This window comes from Rickettsia endosymbiont of Culicoides newsteadi, from assembly GCF_002259525.1.
Taxonomy (GTDB): Bacteria; Pseudomonadota; Alphaproteobacteria; order Rickettsiales; family Rickettsiaceae; genus Tisiphia.
On the sequence record NZ_MWZE01000149.1, the window covers coordinates 1 to 1,746 of the forward strand.

A 1,746-nucleotide genomic window follows, 5' to 3' on the forward strand; every position below is an offset into this window, starting at 1 on the left:
TTCTTTGAATTCTAGAGCTATGTTTAGCTTCACTCTTAATTCCAAGTGCCATGTTTTTACCGCTAACGGAGCAATTCTCAATTAGACTCATAATCATTCCAGAAAGACATTCTAGCCTTGATTTTTTCCAAGAAAAGTTTAGTATCAGTGACTGAAGTAGTATATTGTGCATAGTCAGAAAATACACTCTTATACTACTTCAACCTCCCATATACAATACCTTTGCAGAGTATTTATTACAAAAATTGTAGGGTACTATGGACACAGCTACCCTTGTGTTATTTCCGCGTAGGCAGGAATCTAAGACCCCTGCTTTCGCAGGGGTGACAACTCGCAGTTGCTTCGTTGACCTAGGGTATGTCGTCACGAGATTGTGATTGCATAATTTTATGTGATTTGTTATTATAATTGTAGTAATAAAAATAGGCGATAAGTGTAGTGGCTCGCTTTCGAAATGACATTGGCTTGCTTTCATTGTAAAAATCGGCTCAAATTAAATGACTTTAAAAATTCAATCTGGCTCACTTTAATTGACCACCAAAAATATCTGGCTCAAATTAAACGATTCTATACTTTCCTTCGGCTCACATTATTTAACATTATCATTTGACATTATCATTAATTTTTTGGGGTGTGATATAATAGATAATTAGATAAAAACGGTCATTATTTTTATAATATAAATTAAGATAAAATCATTGGTATTTTTATAAGAAATATTATAATAATATACTTATTATTCGCTTTTCTTTTAAGTATGATTTAATCATAAAAAATAATTAGTGTTATGAGCAAAACAATAGCATATTTACGAGCATCAACTATTGACCAAGATCTTGAAAAAAATAAAGCAGCTATTTTATATTTAGCCAATGAAAGGAATTTAGGTAGGGTTTCTTTTGTTGAGGAAATTATCTCAGGTAAAATTAATTGGCGTAAACGTAAGATTGCTATAATTTTAGATGAGATGAAGAATGGGGATAAAATTATTGTTAGCGAATTATCAAGATTAGGTCGTAGTATGCTTGAATGTATGGAGATTTTATCAATAGCGACTGCAAAAGGTGTTGCTATTTATGCTGTTAAGGGTAACTGGCAATTAGATAATACCATTCAAAGCAAAATTGTTGCTATGGCATTTTCTATGGCTTCAGAGATAGAACGTGATTTGATTTCTAAACGTACTACTGAAGCTTTACGAGTACGTAAAGAAGCTGGTATGAGTTTAGGTCGCCCACAAGGAATAGGTAAAAGCAAACTAGATATTTATCGTCCTGAAATTGAAGCTCTATTAGCTAATGGGGCGACTCAAAAGTTTATCGCAATGCGGTATGGTTGTACGGAAGCTAACCTACATCACTGGCTTAAAAAAGGGGGATTAGCAAAATTTCACATACTTCTTTAAAACAGGCTGTATAGAATGGCAAAAAAGCCTCTTCCTACTGAGATAATAGTAACTTTATATCACCAACTTGCTAATTTATCTGCAAAGCATCCAGATAGGAATAAACTTATTAAAGAAACCGCTGAGATTTTCAGTGTTTCATTTTCTACAGTACGTCGTGCAATTAAAAACTATAGTCAGCCTCGTTCTATCAAGCGTGCTGATTACAATAAGCCAAGGAAAACTAGCTTTGAGGAAATGTTACGTTATTGTGAATTACGTCAATTCGGGATAAGGGATAAGAAAAAATAAAGGAGATATAGGAGTTGCAAGGAGTTAATGCCTGTGATAAATGTTTTTTT

2 protein-coding genes are annotated in these 1,746 nt (G+C 33.2%); both read left to right on the plus strand.

Features of this window, described 5'->3' with window-relative positions:
- The first annotated feature begins 787 nt into the window (after positions 1 to 787).
- A complete protein-coding gene (locus RiCNE_RS06915; protein WP_094649817.1) occupies positions 788 to 1,405 on the plus strand; it encodes a recombinase family protein in 618 nt (205 codons plus the stop codon).
- Between the two features lie 15 nt (positions 1,406 to 1,420).
- On the plus strand, positions 1,421 to 1,696 hold the full coding sequence (locus tag RiCNE_RS06920; protein ID WP_094649818.1) for a hypothetical protein: 276 nt from the start codon (positions 1,421 to 1,423) through the stop codon (positions 1,694 to 1,696).
- Positions 1,697 to 1,746: the final 50 nt, after the last annotated feature.